Consider the following 14,661-nt stretch of genomic DNA (forward strand, 5'->3'; position numbering starts at 1 on the left):
TGGGTCCTAGGTGTTCCAGATTCTCGGAGGGACGGCATGGCGTCCGAGCAGGGCAGGGCGGAGCAGGCGCCAGACGTCGATCAGCCAGGCGCGCGCGTGCAGCGCTTCGCTGGCCAGGCACCGCCCGAGCACCACGCCCGGCAGTTGGGTAAGATCGCTGCGCACGACCGCATGACCGCGGAGTTCACGGCACTGTTGCAATAATTCCAAATCGATATCGCCGCTGGCAATGAGTGTGGCAAACACCGGCTGGCCGGCGAGCCCGATCGGTGAGTCGAGCAATGCATCGCCGCCGACCAGGCGCTGGCGCTCATGCCAGAGCAGCACGCCATCGCGCCGGATGTCCAGGCGCGACTGGAAATGTCCACGGTCGAAACGCTCGCCACTGGCCGGCCGGCCCAGTGCGACTATGTCCCAGTAGAACAGTCGTCCATCCCCTTGGAGATCGATCCGGGTACTCAGTTCGGCCTGGGCGGCTGAATAGACGATGGTTTCCTGGGGCAGCCACTCGAGGGTGGCGCCCGGGGCGACGCTGAGGTGGATCACCTGATGGGCCGGGCTGGCGGCACGATACCACTTGGCGGCGCCAGGGCTGGTCAGTTGCGCCCAGGCGTGGGCCTCGACACGAGCGCTGATGCGCAGGCCGTCACCGCCGGCGATGCCGCCCGGGGGATGCACGAGAATGTGCTGGCAGACCTCGGGGCCTTCGGCGTAGAGGTGCTTCTGCACCCGCAGCGGGCCGCTGTGGCGGCGCAGCAGCGGGCGCGTGCCGTTTCCCGCACGACCATAGGCGAGCTCCAGCGAGGCCTGCCAGGCGGGGGTGAATAGCGGGGTGCTCAAGGGTGCGTTCATGGGCGGGAGAGTCAGGGAAAGTGGCCAGTGTAACCCCTTGCGGGTGACGCCTCCATGAACAGCCGGTGCGCGCATGGCGAGAGCGTGCGGGGCTGCCTCGAAAGGGGGCGTGGGCGCCTGCGCTGCGCTGTTACCGTGCGACATCATGTGTAACCGGAGGCGGGTGATACGGTAACGAATGCGGTACGAAATTTATGCCTGCGCGGCTTAATTCTTTTATTAACTTGTTGAAATATAAGGATTTACAAAAGATGGCACAAAGTCTGCTCTAGCTTTCTGCAGAACAACAATAACAAGTGACAAACCCTAATAAAAACAACATGAATCGGCTCTAGCATAATAAAGACAAGACAGCGGAGGCGAAGCTAACTGATTCTTTTGGAGTAGAGTTTCGGCCGGGGGCGACCCCAGCGACCAGCGTGAAAAGAACAAGACTGCACGAGCAGCATCCCGACTGGTGGGTTTCTCGGCATCCAAAAGTATCCGTTATCTCCTGGCGCCGGTTGGCGCTCCCTCCCTTGGAGGGGCAAGCAAAACAACAACAATCACGCTTGCACAGCAATATTCTCAAGGGGGCTTCGGCTCCCTTGAGTCGTTTCAGAACCTCGTGTTTTTCCTCTCGCTGTGCTTCATCTGATCCGCAGCGCCGCTTCAAGGAACGCTGGCCGGCGCGGCAAGTCATCTATAACGATGACCTTGAGGAGACGCGCAACATGAAGTTGATACCCGACAAGAACGAGCCGCAGAATCTGCATGGCTGGGAACGTGCGGCCTCGGTGGGTGGCGGTCTGATCCTGCTGGGCAAGGGGATGCGCCGCGGCGGCCTGATCGGCCTGGCGCAAATGGCCGTGGGAGGTCTGGCGCTAGTGCGTGGCATGAGCGGTCGCTGCGAGGCCAAGCGCCTGCTCGACGAGCCAAAGCACACGCAGCCTGACCCTTCGATCGAGCGCTACAGTCATATGCCGCTGGATTCGGAAGTACACAGCCCGGACTTCGAAGCGCCGGGCGTTGCCCTGCCAGACACCACCCCCATGGGGCACGAAACCCATCCTGACGAAAAGCGCCCCTGAGGCGACCCGCCAGGAATGCAAAAGGCCCGCGGATGCGGGCCTTTTGCGTGCTGTGCCTGATGGCTAGTTCGGCAGGCGGAAGGTGATGAAGCTGGCGCGGCCTTCGCGCAGAACCCGCATGGAGACCGAGCGATCGCGTGGCAGCCCTTCGGCGGCCTGGACGAAGCTCTTCGCCGAGTCCACCACTTGGTTGTTCAGATGAGTGATGACATCGCCCTGGCGCAAGCCGATGGCGGCTGCCGGACCCTGGCCAACTTCGCGGACCATGACCCCGCCGCGCAGGCCGAGGGCCTGCTTCTGCTCGGCAGAGAGCTCCCCCACGGTCACGCCCAGGCGCTTGCTGCTCAAGGCTGCGCCATTGGGCGCATCGGCGGCGGCCAGCGGGTCGCCGTCCGGCATCGCGCCGATGGCGACGTCGAGGTTGTGGCGCTTGCCATCGCGGACCACTTCCAGTCGCACCTTAGTGCCGGGTTTGCTGCTACCGACAAGGTAGGGCAGGTCGCCGGACATCACCACGGCCTGGCCATTGACCGACAGGATGACGTCGCCGACCCGCAGACCGCCTTTTTCTGCCGGGCCACCAGCGACCACCTGGGCGATCAGGGCTCCGGCCGGACGCTCGAGTCCGAAGGATTCGGCGAGGTCACGGTTCACGTCCTGGATCACCACGCCCAGCCAGCCGCGGCTGACCCGGCCGGTTTCACGCAGTTGGTCGGCCACGTTCATCGCCACGCTGATGGGGATGGCGAAGGACACGCCCATGAAGCCGCCCGAGCGGGTGTAGATCTGTGAGTTGATGCCGATCACCTGGCCGTCGAGATTGAACAGGGGCCCGCCGGAGTTGCCGGGGTTGATCGCCACGTCGGTCTGGATGAAGGGTACGTAGCCGTCGCTCGGCAGGTTGCGCCCCGTGGCGCTGACGATGCCAGCGGTCACGGTGTGGTCGAAGCCGAACGGCGAGCCGATGGCTACCACCCACTCACCGGCGCGCAGCCTGTTCGAGTCACCGAGCTGCACGGTGGGCAGTGCCTTGCCGTCCACCTTCAGCAGGGCGACGTCGGTGCGCGGGTCGGCGCCGACCAGGGTGGCCTGCATCTCGCTGCGATCGGGCAGGCGCACGACGATCTCGTCGGCATCGGCAATCACATGGTGGTTGGTCAGCACGTAGCCGTCGTCGGAAATGATGAAGCCCGAGCCCAGCGACTGGGCGGGACGTTGCTGGCCACGGCCGGGAGCGCCCGGGATGCCCCGCTCGAAGAACTCGCGAAAGCCCGGCGGCAGGCCGTGAAGGTCGGGCATCTGTGCGCCCGCGCCTTGGGTGGGGCGGTTCTGCTTGGTGCTGATGTTCACCACCGCGGGCGAGGCCTGCTCCACCAGGGAGGTGAAATCCGGTAGCGCGGCATGCGCCACGGCGGCCTGAGCGAGCAGCACGAAGGCTGCCGTGATGCTCAGCAAGGGGTTGCGAAGAGACATGATGGCTTGGCTACTCCGATTGTCGAACATTCTGCTCTGACCCCACCGTTGGCGAGGTCAGAGCAACCAGTGTGCACTGTACAACGGCTTAATGTCAGGCTCGGTCACGCAATGGTAAAGGATCTGTAAGCACAGATTGGAGCGGAACGGCGTGCGGCCCCTGCTGCCCAACGGCCAATCAGCCGCCCGCCAGGAGGGTTCTGTTGAAGATTGGCCATCTCGTCACGCTGTGGCGCTCGTTCTCCGGGATCGGACTGCTGCTGGGGACCCTGTTCTTTGCCGCTGCACTGACCCCGACGCTGATTCCGCGCAGCCCTGTCACCCAGGGCATCCTCTCGGGCTGTGCGTTCGCTGCCGGCTACGGCATCGGCGTGTTCTGGCGCTGGCTGTGGCGGTACATGGAGCTGCGCGAGCCGCCTGACGACTGGCGGGACGCAGTGAACCTGGGCATCGCGCTGCTCTGTGTGGTGCTGACGATCATCTTCCTGCGTCAGGCGGTCGACTGGCAGAACTCGATCCGCTCGCTGATGGGCCTGGAGCCGGTGATGACCGGGCACCCGCTGCAGGTCTGCCTGATCGCGGCGCTGACCTTCCTGGCCTTGCTGGCGTTGGCTCGCCTGTGGCGGGCGGTCTACCGCTTCGTCGCGCGAAGAGTGCGGCGCTTCATGCCACGGCGGGTGGCCAACGTGGTCGGGGTGGCGGTGGCGGTGGCGCTGTTCTGGGCTGTCACCAACGATGTGCTGCTGCGCCTGGCGTTGCGCGGGCTGGATGCCACCTTTGCCCAGTACGACGCGCTGATCGACCCGCAGGCGGCACAGCCGGCTTCGCCGCTGAAGGGCGGCAGTCCGGCTTCGCGGCTGAGCTGGGAGGAGCTTGGCCGGGCGGGCCGCGAGTTCATCATCTCGGGCCCGTCGGCTGACGACATCGCCGCGGTGTCGGGCCGCGAGGCGCTGGAGCCGATCCGGATCTACGTTGGCTTGCGCGCCGCCGAGACGCCGGAACAGCGTGCCGAGCTGGCGCTGGAGGAGCTGATCCGCACCGGCGCCTTCAGACGCTCGCTGTTGGTGATCGCCACCCCGACGGGCACCGGCTGGGTCGATCCTTCGGCGATGGACGCGGTCGAGTACCTGCATGGCGGCGATATCGCCACGGTGGCGATGCAGTATTCCTACCTCAACAGTCCGCTGTCGTTGCTGGTGGAGGCCGAGTACGGCACCGACTCGGCGCGCGCGCTGTTCTCGCGGATCTACGGGCACTGGTCGAGCCTGCCAAAAGCGCAGCGGCCGAGGCTCTACTTGCACGGCCTGAGCCTGGGTGCCATGCATTCGGAGCGCTCCACCTCGCTCTACGAGATGATCGGCGACCCCATCGACGGCGCACTGTGGAGCGGCCCGCCCTACGAAAGCCGGACCTGGCGGGCCATCACCGAGGCGCGCAACCCGGGCACGCCGGCCTGGCTACCGGAATTTCGCGATGGCTCGCTGGTGCGCTTCATGAACCAGGACGGATTTCCCGCTGAAGCCGATGCGCCCTGGGGGCCGATGCGCATCGTCTTCCTGCAATACGCCAGCGATCCGGTGACCTTCTTCAGTTATCGTTACCTCTATCGACGCCCTGACTGGATGGCCGAGCCGCGTGGCCCGGACGTCTCGCCGCAACTGCGCTGGTTTCCGGTGGTGACCATGCTGCAGCTGGCGCTCGACATGGCGGTCAACTCGCCGGCGCCCATGGGACATGGCCATGTCTATGCCCCGGCGCATTACCTCAACGGCTGGGTCGCTGTCAGCGACGCGCCCGGCTGGTCGCCCGAGGGTCTGGAGCGGCTCCGGCAGCACCTGACCCGGGAAGTGGAACGGGCGGCCGAGGCCGAAGGCCATGAGGCGGCATATCAGAATCGTGGCGGTTGAGGTCTCGCCGTCCCCAGGAGAGCACATGATTCCAGGCATCGACCTGCCCATCATCCAGGCGCCCATGGTGGGCGTTTCCACCCCACGGCTGGCCGCCGCGGTGTCCAACAGCGGCGGCCTTGGCTCCATTGGCCTGGGCGCCAGTACGCCAGAACAGGCCAGGGCGATGATCGTCGAGACGCGAGCGCTGACCAGTCGGCCGTTCAACGTCAATCTGTTCTGCCATCGCCCTGCCGTGGCGGACGCCTCCCGCGAGGCTGACTGGTGCCGGCATCTGGCGCCGTTGTTCGCCGAGTTCGATACCCGCCCGCCCACCGTCCTCCGCGAGATCTACCGGAGCTTTCTCGCCGACCCGGCGATGCTCGAATTGCTGCTGAGCGAGCGCCCCGCGGTGGTCAGCTTTCATTTCGGCCTGCCGGAGCCGAGCTGGATCGCGCGCTTGAAAGGCGCCGGGATTCGGCTCATGGCCACCGCCACCACCCTCGATGAAGCACGCCAGATCGAAGCGGCCGGGATCGATATCATCATCGCCCAGGGAGCCGAGGCCGGCGGCCATCGAGGCGTGTTCGACCCTGAGCGGGGCGATGCGTTGATCGGCACTCTGGCGCTGACCCGGTTGCTGGCGACCCAGGTTCGGCTGCCTGTGGTCGCCGCCGGCGGCATCATGGACGGGCGTGGAATACGGGCAGCGATGGAGCTGGGTGCTCAAGGCGTGCAATTGGGCACGGCCTTCATCCTGTGTCCGGAATCGGCCGCGAACGCCAGTTACCGTGAGGCGCTGGGTAGCGAGCGGGCGCAGCGGACGGCCATTACCTCGGCGATTTCCGGGCGACCGGCGAGGGGGCTGGTCAACCGGTTGTTCAGCGACGTGGGCATCGCGAGTGCGCCAGTCGTGCCGGACTACCCCATCAGCTACGATGCGGCCAAGGCACTGCACGCGGCGGCCTCGGCCAAGGGGTGCGACGATTTCGCGGTGCAGTGGGCGGGGCAGGGCGCGCCACTGGCCCGCGCGCTGCCGGCGGCGGAACTGGTGGCGGCCCTGGCGAGGGAGATGAAGGGCTGAGGCCCGGCCTGCGCGCCGGGCACGGCTGGCGTCAGCCTTTGTGATGGCTCGGCGCGCGCTTGTACACCGAGGTGTCGAGTCCTTCGAAGCGGGCCTTGAGTTGTAGCGCCAGATACAGCGAGTAGTGCCGCGACTGGTGCAGGTTGCCGCCGTGGAACCAGAGGTTGTCCTGCTGGGTGGGCTTCCACATGTTGCGCAGCTCGCCCTCGTATGGGCCCGGGTCCTTGGTGGTGCCCGAGCCCAGCCCCCAGCAGCGACCCACCTTGTCCGCGACCTCCTGGGAAATCAGCTTCGCGGCCCAGCCGTTCATCGAACCGTAGCCGGTGGCATAGACGATCAGGTCCGCCGGCAGGCGGCTGCCGTCAGAGAGCACCACGGCATCCGCTTCGATGTGGTCGACGTTCAGCCCCGGGCCGCTCTTGAGCCTGATGGTGCCGTTGGCGATCAGCTCGGAAGCGCCCACGTCGATGTAGTAGCCCGAACCACGGCGCACATATTTAAGGAACAGCCCGGACTCGTCGTCACCGAAGTCGAGCATGAAGCCGGCCGCCGTCAGGCGGTCGTAGAAGTCCTTGTCGCGCGCCTTCACCTGCTCGAATGCCTGGCGGTGGAATTCGGGCAGCACCTTGTAGGGAATCGAGGCGAACAGCATGTCGGCCTTGTCGGTGGTGATGCCGTTTTCCAGCGCCTGTTCGGAATACAGGGGGCCGAAGACGATGTCCATCAGCGAGTCGGAGCGGACGATATGGGTGCTGGAGCGTTGCACCATGGTCACCTCCACACCGTTCTCCACCAGGTCGGCGCAGATGTCGTGGGCCGAGTTGTTGGCGCCGATCACCACCGCCCGCTTGCCGCGCCAGGCATCGCCGCCGGGGTGCTTGCTGGAGTGGTGCTGCTGGCCGGCAAAGCTTTCAGCACCCGGATACTGCGGTACGTTGGGCACTCCGGACATGCCGGTGGCAAGGATCAGCTGGGTGGGTCTCAGGGTCATCGGCTTGCCGTCGCGTAGCACCTCCACGGTCCAGCGGCCTTCGGTCTCGTCATAGGCGGCTTTCACGCACTCGGTCCTGGCCCAGTAGTTCAGCTCCATCACCTTGGCGTACATCTCCAGCCAGTCGCCGATCTGGTCCTTCGGGGTAAAGACCGGCCAGTGATCGGGGAAGGGCAGGTAGGGCATGTGGTCGTACCAGACCGGGTCATGCAGGCACAGCGACTTGTAGCGGCCGCGCCACTGGTCGCCTGGGCGCTCGGCCTTATCGACGATCAGCGTGGGCACGCCCAGGCGCTTGAGCCGCGCGCCGAGGCCAAGCCCGCCCTGGCCGCCACCGATGACCAGGCAGTAGGGCTGCTCGGTGATGCCGAGGCTGGCCTTTTCATCGCGGCGCCTCTCCAGCCAGTTGCGCTTGTCGGCCAGGCCGTGTCCGTGCTGGGCACCCAGCGGCCGACGCCGGCCGAGGGGTTCTTCATGACCCTTGAGCTCGCGCATGGTGGTCAGCAGGGTCCAGCACAGGCCGTCCTTCAGGCGCACGTAACCCTTGCCGCGAGCGATCTCGGTTTCCAGGCTGATCCAGCCTTCGAGCACGCCATCGGCCAGAGCCGCGTCGCCTTCGACTTGCCAGTGGTCCGGGCGGGTCTGTTCCAGCCGGGTTTCCAGCATGTCACGCACGGCGCCCTTGCCTTCGAGGGTGATCAGGTTCCAGGAGAACAACACCAGGTCACGCCAGTGGCAATCATCGGCGAAGAGTTCGAGGGCGCCGTCGATGTCGCGTTGGGCGAGTCGCTGGGACAGGTTTTCAACCCAGGCGGCGAGCTGGGCAGTGGGAGACTGGGCCTGGAGGGGATCGACTTGGATGTTCATCGGCATTCTCTTGTTGTTGTGAGGGTGCTTGCAGCAGAGCAAAGGCGGGGCCAGAACGCGCAAAGCCGCGCTGCGCCTGGGATGAGCGTTGTCGAAGGGGTTTTCGCTGGGCGCCGCCTGTATCACCGGTGGGGCAGGGGACGTGACACGCTGTACCGCTTTCGGTACAGCGCTCAACACCTAAACTCCGCTTTTTTCGGCTGTTTTTGCGGGGCCGCCATCGGCCTTGTCTTGCCTGCCTCGCCTACGTTTTTCAACGGCCTGCTAAGCTGTTTCCTGCACCCACGCTGTCCTGCGCGCGGAGAACAACAAGAAGATGATGTCCCAGTGGATTACCCGGCACGCCCATCGGGTCCTAAGCTTTGCCGAAGGCCAGCCTTCCGCTCCGGCCGATCCGGCCATTGCCCGCTCCTGGCAGCGCTGCCTGGAGCGTCATCGGCTCGATCCAGGCGGCCGGACCGCGCCCTGCGTGATCGAGCGGCCGCGCCTGGAAGAACACCGCGAGCCCCTGCACGAACTGATCAACGTCGCCCGCTGGCAGATGACCAGCCTGCATCAGCAATTGGGCGGTGCCGGTCATGCCGTTCTGCTCACCGACACCGAGGGGGTGGTGATCGACAGTGTCTCGCACGACTCGGAGCGGCCGGCTTTCGAGCGCGCCGGGCTCTGGCTCGGCGCGGTGTGGAACGAAGCCGTCGAAGGCACCAACGGCGTCGGCACCTGCCTGGTGGAGCGCCAGCCCCTGACCATCCGCCGCGACGAGCATTTCCGCGGCCGGCATACGCGGCTGACCTGCTCGGCGATTCCCTTGTTCGATCCGTCCGGCGGTCTGCAGGCGGTGCTGAACGTGTCCAGCGCCCGCGAGGAGCTGTCGCGGCAGAACACCTTCCACGCCATGGCGCTGGCTACCCTGTCGGCCAAACTGATCGAGAGTTGCCTGTTTCTGCGTCATTGTGAAGACAGTTACCTGCTGCGCTTCCATGCCCGGGCCGAATACATCGGGCTGCTCAGCGAAGGCCTGCTGGCCTTCGATGGCGGTGGCCGGATCAGCGCCGTGAACGAGGCCGCGGTGAACCTGCTCGGCTTGCGGCGCGAGGCGTTGCTGGGGCGCTCAATCGAAAGCGTGCTGGCCCTGCGCCTGGAGGCATTGCTCGAACGCGCCCGCCCGCAGCCCGGCGCTTGCTGGCCGCTGCATACCCAGGACGGGCAATTGCTGCACGGCCAATTGCGTGGAGTCCGCGTGCGTACGGTGGCCGCCTCGCCGGTTGCCCAACCCCCCGCGGTCGACGGCATGTGCCTGGCCGATCCCGGTATGCAGGCCGGTTTCGCCCGGGCCCTCAGGGTTCTCGAACGCGATGTGCCGGTACTGCTGCATGGCGAGACCGGCACCGGCAAGGAGGCAGTCGCTCGTGCGCTTCATCGCGCCAGTTCGCGTGCCGGGCAACCTTTCGTCGCGCTCAACTGCGCGGCGATTCCGGAGGCCCTGATCGAGAGCGAGCTGTTCGGCTATCGCGGCGGTAGCTTCACCGGTGCGCGCCGGGAGGGCATGGCCGGCAAGCTGCAGCAGGCCAATGGCGGGGTGCTTTTTCTCGACGAGATCGGCGACATGCCGTTGGCTTTGCAGACCCGGCTGCTGCGGGTACTGGAGGAGCGGCAGGTGGTGCCGCTGGGGGGCGATGCGCCACAACCCCTGGATGTGCGGCTGATCAGCGCCAGTCACCGCGACCTGCAGACCATGGTGGCCAGCGGCGAATTTCGCGAGGACCTGTTCTACCGCCTCAACGGCCTGCATGTCAGGCTGCCGCCGCTGCGCGAGCGGAGCGACCGCGGCGAGCTGATCGACTACCTGCTGCAAAAAGAAGCCGCTGGCCAGCCCGTGGTGCTGGAACCGGCGGCTCGCGAGGCGCTGCTGGCGCATTCCTGGCCGGGCAATGTGCGCCAGTTGCGCAACGTCCTGCGCACCCTGGTGGCCCTGTCCGAGAGCGACCGGATCGACCTGCACGCCTTGCATGAAGTTCTCCCCGTCCAGACGCTGCCCGCCGCCGAAGCCCGCCCGCTGGCGCTCGCCGAGCGCGAGGCACTGCTGACGGCGCTGGAAACTCGTCACTGGCAGATGAGCCGGGTCGCCGAGGATCTTGGCATCAGCCGAAACACGCTTTACCGCAAGCTGCGCAGGAACGGATTGAAGCGTCCCTGAGCGACGAAGTGGCTCGCCGACCTGTAGGAGCGAGCTTGCTCGCGAACCAACCGTAGCGACCGCACCCATCGCGCCGTGGCGGGCCTTGCTTTCGCGAGCAAGCTCGCTGCTACGAAAAGCCGGTGCCTGCGCCATGCACCCGCGTTCGGTCCATACGAACTGTAGGAGCGAGCTTGCTCGCGAAGCAATCGCAGCGACCCACCCATCGCGCCGTGGCGGGCCCTGCTTTCGCGAGCAAGCTCGCTCCTACGAAAAGCCGGCGCCTGCGCCATGCACCCGCGTTCGGCCCACGCGAACTGTAGGAGCGAGCTTGCTCGCGAACCAACCGTAGCGACCGCACCCATCGCGCCGTGGCGGGCTCTGCTTTTTCGCGAGCAAGCTCGCTGCTACGAAAAGCCGGTGCCTGCGCCATGCACCCGCGTTCGGTCCATACGAACTGTAGGAGCGAGCTTGCTCGCGAAGCAATCGCAGCGACCCACCCATCGCGCCGTGGCGGGCCCTGCTTTCGCGAGCAAGCTCGCTGCTACGAAAAGCCGGTGCCTGCGCCATGCACCCGCGTTCGGTCCATACGAACTGTAGGAGCGAGCTTGCTCGCGAAGCAATCGCAGCGACCCACCCATCGCGCCGTGGCGGGCCCTGCTTTCGCGAGCAAGCTCGCTGCTACGAAAAGCCGGTGCCTGCACCACGCGCCCGCGTTCGGCCCACTCGCTCCTACGAAAGGCGGGTGCTAGGCCGTGCACCTGTTCGGGCGTTTCGTCTTCAGATTGCACCGAAAGAAGGCGGTCGCTTCTTTGGTGCACTGCTTTGGTTCGTCGTAGCGGCGCCTGGCGGGCTCGTTTGCGGCGTCGGGCGGTCAGTCCGTCGTCATCAAAAAACTACTCAAGTGCCTGAAATGCGGGCGTTTTAACGTCCGATTAAGGCCCGCGTCAGCCGCGCGCTGCCAAGCCTGGCACGACCCCTGCTAACACCTTTGCATTCCCGCCAGGCTGGGTTGGTCGTTCCTGATCAGCACGGCACCCGCGCGGCGAAGGGCTAGGTGGCCGGTGACCCCGCCCCTACAACTGGATATCAGGCAAAGACGCCTGGAGCTTTCGACAGCTCCAGGCGTTTTTTTTTGCGTTTTTTTTTGGGCCCGGCAGCGGCTACGACTGAGGAAAGGCTATGAATTCTCTCGTCACTCCGATCAAGCGCGAGACGCTTGTCATCATCGGCAACGGCATGGTCGGCCATAACTGTGTCGAGCAGCTGGTGGAGCAGGGCGCCCTGGCCCGCTACCAGGTGCATGTCTATGGCGAGGAGCGCCAGCGCGCCTATGACCGCGTGCACCTGTCCGAATACTTCGGCGGGCGCGATGCCGAGTCGCTGGCCATGTGCGAAGCCCATTACTACAACGCCAACGGGGTGCAGCTGCACCTGGGCGTGCCGGTGCTTGAGATCGATCGGGCGGCGAAGGAAATCGTCACCGCCGATGGCCGCCAGCCCTATGACAGGCTGATCCTCGCCACCGGCTCCTATCCCTTCGTGCCGCCGATTCCGGGCGCCGAAGGCAACTCGCGGCTGGTCTACCGCACCCTCGACGACCTCGACGGCATCCGCGCCGCCGCCTCCGGCGCCCGCCGTGGTGTGGTGGTGGGCGGAGGCCTGCTCGGTCTGGAAGCGGCCAATGCGCTCAAGAGTCTTGGTCTCGAAGCCCACGTGGTGGAGTTCGCCCCGCGGCTGATGCCGGTGCAGCTGGACGAGGAAGGCGGCGCCGCGCTGAAGGCACGCATCGAGGCGCTGGGCGTGGGGGTGCACCTGTCCCGCGCGACCCAGGAAATCATCGTCGGCGAGGAATACGCCTATCGCATGTGCTTCCAGGACGGCGATTACCTGGAAACCGACCTCGTGCTCTTTTCCGCCGGCATCCGCCCGCAGGACGCCCTGGGCCGCAGCGCCGCGCTGGACATCGCGCCGCGTGGCGGCGTGGTGGTGGACAGTAACTGCTGCACCTCGGACCCGGCGATCTTCGCCATCGGCGAATGCGCCAGCTGGAACGGCAGTGTCTTTGGCCTGGTGGCGCCCGGTTACAGCATGGCGCGCGCCGTCGCCGCCCAGCTGGCAGGCGCCGAGCACGCGCCCTTCACCGGGGCGGACATGTCCACCAAGCTCAAGCTGCTGGGCGTGGACGTCGGCTCCATCGGCGATGCCCAGGGCGCCACGCCGGGCGCCAAGAGCTATCGCTTCATCGACGAGGCGACCGCCAGCTACCGGCGCCTGGTGGTCTCGCCCGACGGCAAGAACGTGATCGGCGCGGTGCTGGTGGGCGACAACAGCTACTACGACACCCTGCTGCAATACGCGCAGAACGGCATCAAGCTGCCGAATGAGCCGGCCTCGCTGATCCTGCCGGCCGGCGAGGGCGCTCCGGCGCTGGGTGCCGACGCGCTGCCGGACACCGCCACCCTCTGCTCCTGCCACAACGTCACCAAGGGCGCGGTGTGCTGCCAGGTCGAGGCAGGCATCACCGACCTGGGCGAACTGAAGGCCGCGACCAAGGCCGCCACTGGCTGCGGCGGCTGCGCGGCGCTGGTCAAGCAGGTGTTCGAACACGAGCTGAGCGCCCGGGGCGTCGAGGTGGACAAGAGCCTCTGCGAACACTTCGCCTACACCCGCCAGGAGCTCTACGGCATGGTGCGCGTCGAGGGTATCCGCAGCTTCGATGAACTGCTGGCGAAGCACGGCCGCGGGCATGTCGGCTGCGACATCTGCAAGCCGGCGGTGGGTTCGATCCTCGCCTCCTGCTGGAACCAGCCGATCACCGATCCGCTGTTGATTCCGCTGCAGGACACCAACGACACCTTCATGGCCAACATGCAGAAGAACGGCACCTATTCGATCGTGCCGCGCATCGCCGGTGGCGAAATCACCCCGGACAAGCTCATCGCCCTGGGCGCCGTGGCGAAGAAATACGACCTCTACACCAAGATCACCGGCGGCCAGCGCATCGACCTGTTCGGTGCCCAGCTGCACGAACTCCCGGACATCTGGGGCGAGCTGATCGCCGCCGGCTTCGAGACCGGCCACGCCTACGGCAAGAGCCTGCGCACGGTGAAGTCCTGCGTCGGCAGCACCTGGTGCCGCTACGGCGTGCAGGACAGCGTCGGCATGGCGCTGGATCTGGAGAACCGCTACAAGGGCCTGCGCGCGCCGCACAAGATCAAGTTCGGCGTCTCCGGCTGCACCCGCGAATGCGCCGAGGCGCAGAGCAAGGACATCGGCGTGATCGCCACCGAGAACGGCTGGAACCTCTACGTCTCGGGCAACGGCGGGATGCGTCCGCGTCATGCCGAGCTGTTCGCCACCGACCTCGATGAGGCGACCCTGGTCCGCTACATCGACCGCTTCCTGATGTTCTACATCCGCACCGCCGACAAGCTGCAGCGCACCTCGGTGTGGCGCGAGTCCCTCGAAGGCGGCCTGGATTACCTCAAGGCCGTGATCATCGAGGACAGCCTCGGTCTGGCCGCCGAGCTCGAAGCGCAGATGCAGCAGGTGGTCGACGCCTACGAATGCGAATGGGCCAACGCCCTGAGCGACCCGGAAAAGCTCAAGCGCTTCCGCACCTTCGTCAACGACGAGCGCGGCGATCCCGATGTGCACTTCGTCAAGGAGCGCGGCCAGCGTCGCCCGGCCACGGCATCCGAACTTCACCTGATTCCCGTTACCGAGGAGGCCCTCTGATGAGCCAGTCCAACGCCCTGCGCGCCGAAGCCCGTTCCATCCAATGGCGCGCCCTGTGCCGCCGCCAGGACCTGGTCGCCAACTCCGGTGTGGTCGCCTGGCTCGAAGGCGAGCAGGTGGCGCTGTTTTACCTGGGAGGCGAGGCGGGCGAGCAGGTCTTCGCCATCGCCAACAAGGACCCGAAATCCGGTGCCAACGTCATCGGGCGCGGCATCATCGGCCAGCTCAAGGGCGACCTCGTCATCGCCTCGCCGCTCTACAAACAGCATTACCGGCTCAAGGACGGCAGCTGCCTGGAGTACCCCGAGCAGCAATTGAAGGTCTGGCCGGTGCGCCTGCAGGGTGATGCAGTGGAGGTGGGCCTGGCCTGAGCCCGGTTCGACGCGCCTCTTCGGTGGCGGCTGAAGCCCAGCCTACCGGATGCTGTGAGCCAACCGCGCTGCGAGCTCTTACTGCCCTCGCTTTTTGAAACGTTCTGCTCCGGAACGTCGGTGCTTGCCTGTTGGGTGGCGCAGTCGAGG

9 protein-coding genes are annotated in these 14,661 nt (G+C 66.2%); 6 read left to right on the plus strand and 3 right to left on the minus strand.

Annotated features, from left to right (window positions below):
• Positions 1–6: 6 nt before the first annotated feature.
• The gene (locus ACFOMF_RS12900) at positions 7–852 is read right to left on the minus strand and encodes an urease accessory protein UreD (RefSeq protein WP_386365441.1); all 846 of its coding nucleotides are present in this window, start codon (positions 850–852) and stop codon (positions 7–9) included.
• A 713-nt stretch (positions 853–1,565) separates the two neighbouring features.
• Between ACFOMF_RS12900 and ACFOMF_RS12905 the strand changes: the two genes are divergently transcribed.
• Positions 1,566–1,922 carry a hypothetical protein gene (locus ACFOMF_RS12905; protein WP_386365443.1) on the plus strand — a complete coding sequence of 119 codons (357 nt, stop codon included), beginning with the start codon at positions 1,566–1,568 and terminating at the stop codon, positions 1,920–1,922.
• A 63-nt stretch (positions 1,923–1,985) separates the two neighbouring features.
• Here ACFOMF_RS12905 and ACFOMF_RS12910 read toward each other — a convergent pair whose 3' ends face one another.
• Complete coding sequence (locus ACFOMF_RS12910) at positions 1,986–3,395, minus strand: DegQ family serine endoprotease (protein WP_386365445.1); 1,410 nt, start codon at positions 3,393–3,395, stop codon at positions 1,986–1,988.
• A 203-nt stretch (positions 3,396–3,598) separates the two neighbouring features.
• Here ACFOMF_RS12910 and ACFOMF_RS12915 point away from each other — a divergent pair, with 203 nt between their 5' ends.
• Positions 3,599–5,302: an alpha/beta hydrolase gene (locus ACFOMF_RS12915; protein WP_386365447.1), complete on the plus strand. Its 1,704-nt coding sequence runs from the start codon at positions 3,599–3,601 to the stop codon at positions 5,300–5,302.
• A gap of 25 nt (positions 5,303–5,327) precedes the next feature.
• Positions 5,328–6,365, plus strand: coding sequence for an NAD(P)H-dependent flavin oxidoreductase (locus ACFOMF_RS12920; protein ID WP_386365449.1), 1,038 nt, complete (start codon positions 5,328–5,330; stop codon positions 6,363–6,365).
• Between the two features lie 31 nt (positions 6,366–6,396).
• On the opposite strand, the gene ACFOMF_RS12925 is transcribed toward ACFOMF_RS12920, so the two are convergent.
• Positions 6,397–8,223 carry an NAD(P)-binding domain-containing protein gene (locus ACFOMF_RS12925; protein ID WP_386365451.1) on the minus strand — a complete coding sequence of 609 codons (1,827 nt, stop codon included), beginning with the start codon at positions 8,221–8,223 and terminating at the stop codon, positions 6,397–6,399.
• 316 nt (positions 8,224–8,539) lie between these two features.
• Here ACFOMF_RS12925 and ACFOMF_RS12930 point away from each other — a divergent pair, with 316 nt between their 5' ends.
• The 3 genes from ACFOMF_RS12930 to nirD all read left to right on the plus strand — a co-directional run bounded on the left by ACFOMF_RS12930 (position 8,540) and on the right by nirD (position 14,511).
• Positions 8,540–10,420 (plus strand): sigma-54-dependent Fis family transcriptional regulator, encoded by a 1,881-nt coding sequence (locus ACFOMF_RS12930; RefSeq protein WP_386365453.1) that lies wholly within the window; start codon positions 8,540–8,542, stop codon positions 10,418–10,420.
• Positions 10,421–11,581: 1,161 nt separating this feature from the next.
• The gene (nirB, locus tag ACFOMF_RS12935; protein WP_386365455.1) at positions 11,582–14,140 is read left to right on the plus strand and encodes a nitrite reductase large subunit NirB; all 2,559 of its coding nucleotides are present in this window, start codon (positions 11,582–11,584) and stop codon (positions 14,138–14,140) included.
• On the plus strand, positions 14,140–14,511 hold the full coding sequence (gene nirD, locus ACFOMF_RS12940) for a nitrite reductase small subunit NirD (RefSeq protein ID WP_386365457.1): 372 nt from the start codon (positions 14,140–14,142) through the stop codon (positions 14,509–14,511). Before nirB ends, nirD begins: the two co-directional genes overlap by 1 nt.
• Positions 14,512–14,661: the final 150 nt, after the last annotated feature.

This window comes from Stutzerimonas tarimensis, assembly GCF_042648805.1.
GTDB classification, from domain to species: domain Bacteria; phylum Pseudomonadota; class Gammaproteobacteria; order Pseudomonadales; family Pseudomonadaceae; genus Azomonas; species Azomonas tarimensis.

Coding starts and splice junctions, on each gene's coding strand:
- ACFOMF_RS12920 (WP_386365449.1), top strand. CDS start 5,328: ATGATTCCAGGCATCGACCTGCCCATCATCCAGGCGCCCATGGTGGGC.
- ACFOMF_RS12930 (WP_386365453.1), top strand. CDS start 8,540: ATGATGTCCCAGTGGATTACCCGGCACGCCCATCGGGTCCTAAGCTTT.
- nirD (WP_386365457.1), top strand. CDS start 14,140: ATGAGCCAGTCCAACGCCCTGCGCGCCGAAGCCCGTTCCATCCAATGG.
- ACFOMF_RS12925 (WP_386365451.1), bottom strand. CDS start 8,223: ATGAACATCCAAGTCGATCCCCTCCAGGCCCAGTCTCCCACTGCCCAG.
- ACFOMF_RS12905 (WP_386365443.1), top strand. CDS start 1,566: ATGAAGTTGATACCCGACAAGAACGAGCCGCAGAATCTGCATGGCTGG.
- ACFOMF_RS12910 (WP_386365445.1), bottom strand. CDS start 3,395: ATGTCTCTTCGCAACCCCTTGCTGAGCATCACGGCAGCCTTCGTGCTG.
- nirB (WP_386365455.1), top strand. CDS start 11,582: ATGAATTCTCTCGTCACTCCGATCAAGCGCGAGACGCTTGTCATCATC.
- ACFOMF_RS12900 (WP_386365441.1), bottom strand. CDS start 852: ATGAACGCACCCTTGAGCACCCCGCTATTCACCCCCGCCTGGCAGGCC.